4 protein-coding genes and 2 rRNA genes are annotated in these 6,741 nt (G+C 65.2%); all 6 read right to left on the reverse strand.

Annotated elements, in window-relative coordinates:
- Window positions 1–4: 4 nt before the first annotated feature.
- Window positions 5–1,057, reverse strand: a complete 1,053-nt coding sequence (locus tag AC1AYP_RS03235; RefSeq protein WP_476546710.1) for a glycosyltransferase family 2 protein — start codon at window positions 1,055–1,057, stop codon at window positions 5–7.
- Complete coding sequence (locus AC1AYP_RS03240) at window positions 1,057–2,571, reverse strand: lipopolysaccharide biosynthesis protein (RefSeq protein WP_476546711.1); 1,515 nt, start codon at window positions 2,569–2,571, stop codon at window positions 1,057–1,059. Before AC1AYP_RS03240 ends, AC1AYP_RS03235 begins: the two co-directional genes overlap by 1 nt.
- A complete protein-coding gene (locus AC1AYP_RS03245; protein WP_476546712.1) occupies window positions 2,568–4,430 on the reverse strand; it encodes a DUF6020 family protein in 1,863 nt (620 codons plus the stop codon). Before AC1AYP_RS03245 ends, AC1AYP_RS03240 begins: the two co-directional genes overlap by 4 nt.
- 126 nt (window positions 4,431–4,556) lie before the next feature.
- Window positions 4,557–6,038 (reverse strand): DUF1846 domain-containing protein, encoded by a 1,482-nt coding sequence (locus AC1AYP_RS03250; RefSeq protein ID WP_476546713.1) that lies wholly within the window; start codon window positions 6,036–6,038, stop codon window positions 4,557–4,559.
- Between the two features lie 174 nt (window positions 6,039–6,212).
- Window positions 6,213–6,329, reverse strand: a 5S ribosomal RNA gene (gene rrf / locus AC1AYP_RS03255).
- Between the two features lie 167 nt (window positions 6,330–6,496).
- Window positions 6,497–6,741 (reverse strand): 23S ribosomal RNA (locus tag AC1AYP_RS03260); the annotation flags it as partial.

A 6,741-nucleotide genomic window follows, 5' to 3' on the forward strand; every position in this document is an offset into this window, starting at 1 on the left:
GGGTTCACCGCGTTCCTCCCTTCGATCCGGAATCGTCCGCCACCGCGCCGGGGACCAGGCTGTCGTCATCGCCGTCCACGGCATCGCCGTCGGCGTCCGTCCACAGGCGGCGGGAGGCCGGCGCGTACGCGATCTCCTTGACGCGTTCCAGCTCGTCCTCCTCGAGCTTGCGCTGGGTGCGCAGCACTTCGGAGACGATGAGCAGCAGCAGGGAGACGACCATCCAGATGAAGAACATGACGCCGAGCAGCAGCGACTGCATGTGGCCGCGTCCCTGTCCGGCGAAGAAGAACGTGAGATAGCGTACGAAGACGACGAGGGCGGCGATGCCGGGCAGGATCGCGGACCACGTGAACACCGAGTGGGCCCGGAACATGAGGAAGCTGCGCACGATCGCGCCGGCGGATTTGCCCATGTGTTCGAAGATGTTGTGGAACAGGCGCGATCTGCGCGTCTTCGGATTGGTGACGATCGGCACGGAGGTGATGGCGATGCGCTTGTATCCGGCCTGGATGATCGTCTCCATGCAGTAGCTGAATTCGGTGACGATGTTGAGTTGGAGAAGCGAACGTTTCGAATAGGCGCGGAAGCCGCTCGCCGCGTCGGGGATGTCCGTTCCGGCGGCACGGTTGACGACCCATGAGCCGAACCGTTGCATGAGCCGTTTGAACGGGCTGAACTCCTTAATTGTGGCGGTCTGCCGGTCTCCGACGACGATGTCGGCCCGGCCTTCGATGATCGGGCGGACGAGGTCGCCGATGCGTTCGGACGGGTACTGGTTGTCGCCGTCCGTGTTGACGACGATGTCGGCGCCGTGCTTCAACGCGTAGTCGACGCCGTCGCGGAACGCCCGCGCCAATCCCATCGTGCCGTTGTGGCGCACGATGTGACGGATGCCGAGACGCTTGGCGACGGCGACCGTCTCGTCGGTGCATCCGTCGTCGATGATCATCACGTCGAGCCGGTCGACGCCGGGGATGCGCCTCGGCATGCGGGCCATGACGAGCGGGAGCGTCTTGGCCTCATTGAGGCAGGGTATCTGGACGAACACGTGCATCAGTCGTCATCCTTTTCCTTGGCTAGGGTGTTCCTTGTCGCAATCGCGCGGGTCGCGGATCCGTCGGCGTCCTCCGTCCGTTTCGCGAACATCATCGCGATCCCGCGCACGTCGAGGACGCCGATCCGCACGAGCACGGCGGCGAACGCGACGTAGACGATCGCGTACACCGCCATGAGCGCGACGAAATCCGTCACGCGGAACGTCCTCGAGACCACGGCCATGACGATCCACAACGCCGCGTCGCAGCCGATCGCCGCCCACGCGCGACGGCTCATCACGTCGCCGAACCGGCGGCGGACCTCGACGTACGAGACGGCCATGGCCGCGGACGTCGCGACCATGCTGGAGACGGCGAGCGCCGTGATGCCGCCGTAGCGGGCCGATGCGACGAACAGAGGCACGACCACGGCGAGGGAGACGAGCGACAGCAGGTCGGAGAAGCGCGTATCCCGCTCGGCGTTGAGCGTCATGTTGAGAATCACGGTGACGCCCATGAAGAAGCTCGAGAACGCGAGACACGACAGGGCCGGCGCGGCGGTGGCGTAGGCGGGCGAGTAGAACGCGGCGAGCAGGTCGGGGGCGGTGGCGGAGATCGTCGCGGCGATCGGCGCCACGAGCGCGAACGCGAGCAGGAACAGGCCGCGGGCCTTGGCGAGCGCCTCACCGCGCGCGTCTTCGGCGATCAGACGGGAGACGACCGGCAGGATGATCACGGCGAACGCCTGCAGCAGGTAGTACGTGGTCTTGCCGAAGTTCATGGCGCCCGTATAGTATCCGGCCATCCGGTCGGGCAGTTCGGCCTTGACGACGAGCGTGTCGACGCTCAGGACCAGCGACGCCATGATGAAGAACAGGGAGAACGAGAGCGTGCCGTGCGTGGCGTCGCGCCACGGGAACGGCGTGCCGTCGCCGTCGGGCAGCAGGTTCCATGCGGGCAGGAGCATGATGAGGCCGATGATGATGGTCAGGATCATGGCGGTGCAGTAGCCGGCTTCGACGCCGATGACCGGCTCGTGCGGGAACACGAGGATGATGAGCGGGATCGTGCCCAATTTGACGATCGGGTAGAACGTGGAGAGGAACGCGCTGCGACCGAACCGTTGGAGCCCGTCGTTGATGCCGAGCATGACGACGTACAGTCCGTTGGCCGGCACGAGGAACGCGGCGTAGCGGAAATAGCGGTCCAGCGTTCCGTCGCCGAGCATGAAGCCGAACAGCGGGGCCCCCGCGAAGTCGATGAGGAAGAACACGGCGACGATGGACGCCTGCACGGCGAGCGTGCGCACAATCACCTGACGGCCGTCATGACGGTGGGAGGCGATGTTGCGTGACAGGGACTGCCGGGCTCCGTTGCTGACGAACAGGTATTCGAAGTCGAGCACGGTGATGACCGTACCAACCACGCCGTAGTCGGCTGGTGAGGCGAATCCGCCGAGGAACCAGTGGATCGCGTATCCGGCGACGAAGAACGCGATGTTGCTGATCAGGTTGAGGACGAGGCCGCGTCTCATGCGTCGGCCCTCCTGACGCTCCGTTCCGTGCCGCGCCTGTCGTTCCACAGCCGTTCCGGCGCAACCATGTCGGCGCGGAGCAGCGCCAGCATCAGCATGACCGTGACGGGCGCCCACATCATGTAGCGTGTGGCCGTCGGCTTCAACGGAATCGAGATCGCGTTCGGCAGCAACGAGAGCAGCGACCAGAACAGCGGAATCGCGAACGGCCACCATGCGCGGCGCGGCGACGACTGAGGGAGGGCCGAGGCCCGCTCCCGCAGTCGTCCGGCGCGGCCGATGAGGCGGAAGGCGAGGAACAACGGCAGGATGAACGTCCACATCGCGGTGAACGTGGGAAGGTTCAGGATCGGCGTCGTACGCCATGCGTCCCAGAGCCGGTAGACGGCGGGACGGTCGACGGTGAAGCGGGGCGAGCGTTTCGCCAGCGGGCGGAACGACGGGCTGATCGCGTCGTTGATCTGGAACCACATGGTGTTGCCGATCGCCTCGTCCGCGTGCCGGGACAACCGGTCCAGGGAGATGCCCCGGTTCGTGGTGTTGAGTGGCGTGCGGCGCAGCGAGAACCACCCGGATTCCAAGGCGGCGAACGCGGCGGCGTACGAGTCCGGGTGCCGTGATCCCATGGCGGCCCAGACGCGCAGGTATTCGGGCACGGCCGCAGGGTCGCGCAGCGAATATTGGATGACGGGGTCGGCGAGATACGGGTTGTAGCGTGACGCCATCCGTTCATACGGCACGCGGTTGACCCGGTCGATGATCCGACGTTCCCGGTCGGTCACGTCATGGGGATGGTCGAGCGCGTAGCGTGCGGTCATCTGCATGGGGACGACGAGCAGCTGGTTCGCATCCTCCCCGCGCACGTGAAGCGGGCCGCGCACCATCGCCGGGAACGCCACGACGGAGACGAACGCCACGACGAGCATGCAGGCGAACGCCGCGATCCGCCGGCTGCGACGCGCGCGCAGCAACGGCAGACAGGCCAGGGTAAGGACGACGATAACCAGACCGGTCATCGTGGTGAGCGCGCACAGCGTCGAAACGACGATGAAGCCGATGAGGAAACGCCGCGAATCGAATGCGGCGAGACGCGTGCGCGTCGACTCAGCGACCATGACGAGCCACGGGATGAGCGCCATCATGTGCAACGTGTCCTTCACGATCGACATCGTGAAGATCGGAAACGCGGGGAATACGGCGAAGAACAGCAGCATGCACGTCGAGGCGGCACGACCGCACCCGATACGGCGCGCGTACAGGCACATGCCGGCCAACTCCATGCCGGTGACGATCACCTGGACGGCGAGATAGCAGGCGAGGCCGGCGCCGTAGCCGCCGAACAGGCTCTCCCCCATCCATGCGGCCGTTCCGAAGACGATGGTGTCCAGCAGAGGATGATGGGCGGACACCGCGCCCGTGGTTCCGTCCGGCGAGACGACAGCGAGGAACTGGACGATCTGATCGCCCGTGTCATACCATATCGTGCCCGGAGCCATCATCACGATGACCGGCAGCCAGCATACGAGGATAACCGTCGCGCAGACCGCCAGTCTCACAGGCGCGCGGAGCGCGTCGAACCGGTCGAATCCCCCGCGTGCACGGGCGACGAACCGTCTCGCGGGCCCGGGGAGGCCGTCGGGCATTCCGACACGCAGCCGGAAGGACAACAGCCATTCGCCCGCGGTGAACGCCACGTACAGGACTCCGGCGACCGCGCACGTCTCCAGCCAGAAGCCGCCGTCGAGCGGACCGGCCACGGCGCGCACAGCCATGCGGTCGGCGAGGGAGATCACCAGACCGCCGGCGGCGCACGACGCGAGCCGCGCCACGGCCGACGGTCCGATACTCCCCAACAACATGGTTACGACGATAGGCGCGCCGGCATGCCGCTACATTCCATTTGGCCTAAAGTTCATCCAATGCTGGCGCATCGGTAACATCCACCGCGTCGGAACCGGTGTATGCACCGGTGCGTATGCAGCGGTCTACTTGTGGTAGAGGCTCAGACGCTCATACTTCGGTTCGCAGCACACGTTGATGCCGAGCTTGCGGTAGAGCGCCTCGTCGGCGGCGGAGATGATGACCGAGAAGAACGCGTCGCAGCCACGCAATCGCTCCAGTCCGGCGATCACGCGTGTGGCGGTCTCGTCTTCGGCGCTCGTGATGGACAGGGCGATGAGCGTCTCGTCTGAGTGGAGACGACGGTTCACACTGTTGAGATGCTCGGTCTTGAGACGGCAGATCGGTTCGATCGCCTTGTCGTCGATCACCGGCAGATCGGCGTCCACGCCGGTGACGGCCTTCAACGCGTTCATGAGCAGGGCGCTGGCGGCGCCGAGCAGCACACCCGTCTTGCCGGTGACGACGCGTCCGTCGGGCAGTACCATCGCGCCGGCCGGGGCACCGGTCTCCTCCTCGCGGCGCAACGCGGCGGCGCGCGCCGGAGACAGATCCTCGTCCACGCCGGCCTTCTTCATGATGGAACGCAACCGTTCGATCTGCTCCTCGCCGGCACCGGTCCGTTTGAAGTTCACGGCGGCGGTGAAGTAGCGGCGCACGATCTCCATGTCCGCGGCTTCACGGCACGCCTCGTCGTCGACGATCGCGTAGCCGGCCATGTTGACGCCCATGTCGGTGGGGCTCTGATACGGGCTCTCCCCCATGATGCGTTCCATCAGCGCCTTGAGCACGGGGAACGCCTCCACGTCGCGGTTGTAGTTGACGGTGGTCTCGCCGTGCGCCTCCAGATGGAACGGGTCGATGATGTTCGCGTCGTCCAGGTCGACGGTGGCCGCCTCATAGGCGATGTTCACCGGATGGTTAAGCGGCAGGTTCCAGATGGGGAACGTCTCGAATTTCGCATAACCGGCTTCGACGCCGCGCTTGTGCTCATGGTAGAGCTGCGACAGGCAGGTGGCGAGCTTGCCCGATCCGGGGCCGGGCGCGGTCACGACGACGAGCGGACGGCTGGTCTCGATGTAGTCGTTGCGCCCGTATCCCTCATCGGAGACGATGCGTTCGATGTCATGCGGATAGCCGGCGATCGGATAGTGCAGGTAGCAGGTGACGCCGAGACGCGCGAGCCGGCGACGGTATGCGTCGGCGGCCGGCTGTCCGGCGTACTGGGTGAGCACCACAGAGCCCACGTAGCAGCCGCGCGAACGGAACACGTCGATGAGCCGCAGCACGTCCTCGTCGTAGGTGATGCCGAGATCGCCGCGTGTCTTTGCCTTCTCGATGTGGTTCGCGTTCACCGCGATGACGATCTCCACGTCGTCGGAGAGGCTCTTCAGCATGCGGAACTTCACGTCCGGCTCGAATCCGGGCAGCACGCGCGACGCATGATGATCGTCGAACAGCTTGCCGCCGAATTCAAGGTAGAGCTTGCCGCCGAAGCGTGCGATGCGCTCCTTGATCCTCGCAGCCTGCAGCTCGATGTACTTGTCGTTGTCGAATCCCTGTCGCATATGCTGTGGCAACCCTTTCGAACGGCGGAACGGCATGGTCCGGCCCTGAAACATGACCACAGCATTATACCGATTCATGCGGCCCGTCACGTCATCGGGAGGGTCGTGGAATGGTTGCGTAGATATGCGTGGACCCCCGGGAGCGTGTGCTCGACCGGGGGTCCTTATCGTATGATGCGGCGGCGTGCTACTCTCCCACACTCTCTCGGGTGCAGTACCATCGCCGTGCCAGGTCTTAGCTTCCGGGTTCGGAATGGGACCGGGCGTCTCTCCTGGGCTATGACCGCCGCAAATCTTCTCTTATCGGGGCGAGGGGTTCTGCCTCCTCGTGTCCCTTGGGCTGGTGGTTTGGGGACCGGATGGTGGACGCTGTTGATCGCTTGGGTTGTGACGTCACGGTTGCTCCGTGTCGCGTGCATTCGCAGAAAGAGGTTGATGCCGTCCCAACAGGGTTGGGATTGTGTGTCGCGCTTCCCCGTTAGTACCGGTCGGCTCCACCCCTCGCGGGGCTTCCACGTCCGGCCTATCGACCACGTGTTCTGCATGGGGGGTCTCAGGAACCGTGGTTCCCTGGGAATACTTATCTTGGAGCGGGCTTCCCGCTTAGATGCTTTCAGCGGTTATCCCTTCCGAACGCAGCCAACCGGCGGTGCCACTGGCGTGACAACCGGCGTACCGGAGGTTCGTCCACCCAGGTCCTCTC

The sequence above is a fragment of the Bifidobacterium sp. LH_424 genome (genome assembly GCF_056356895.1).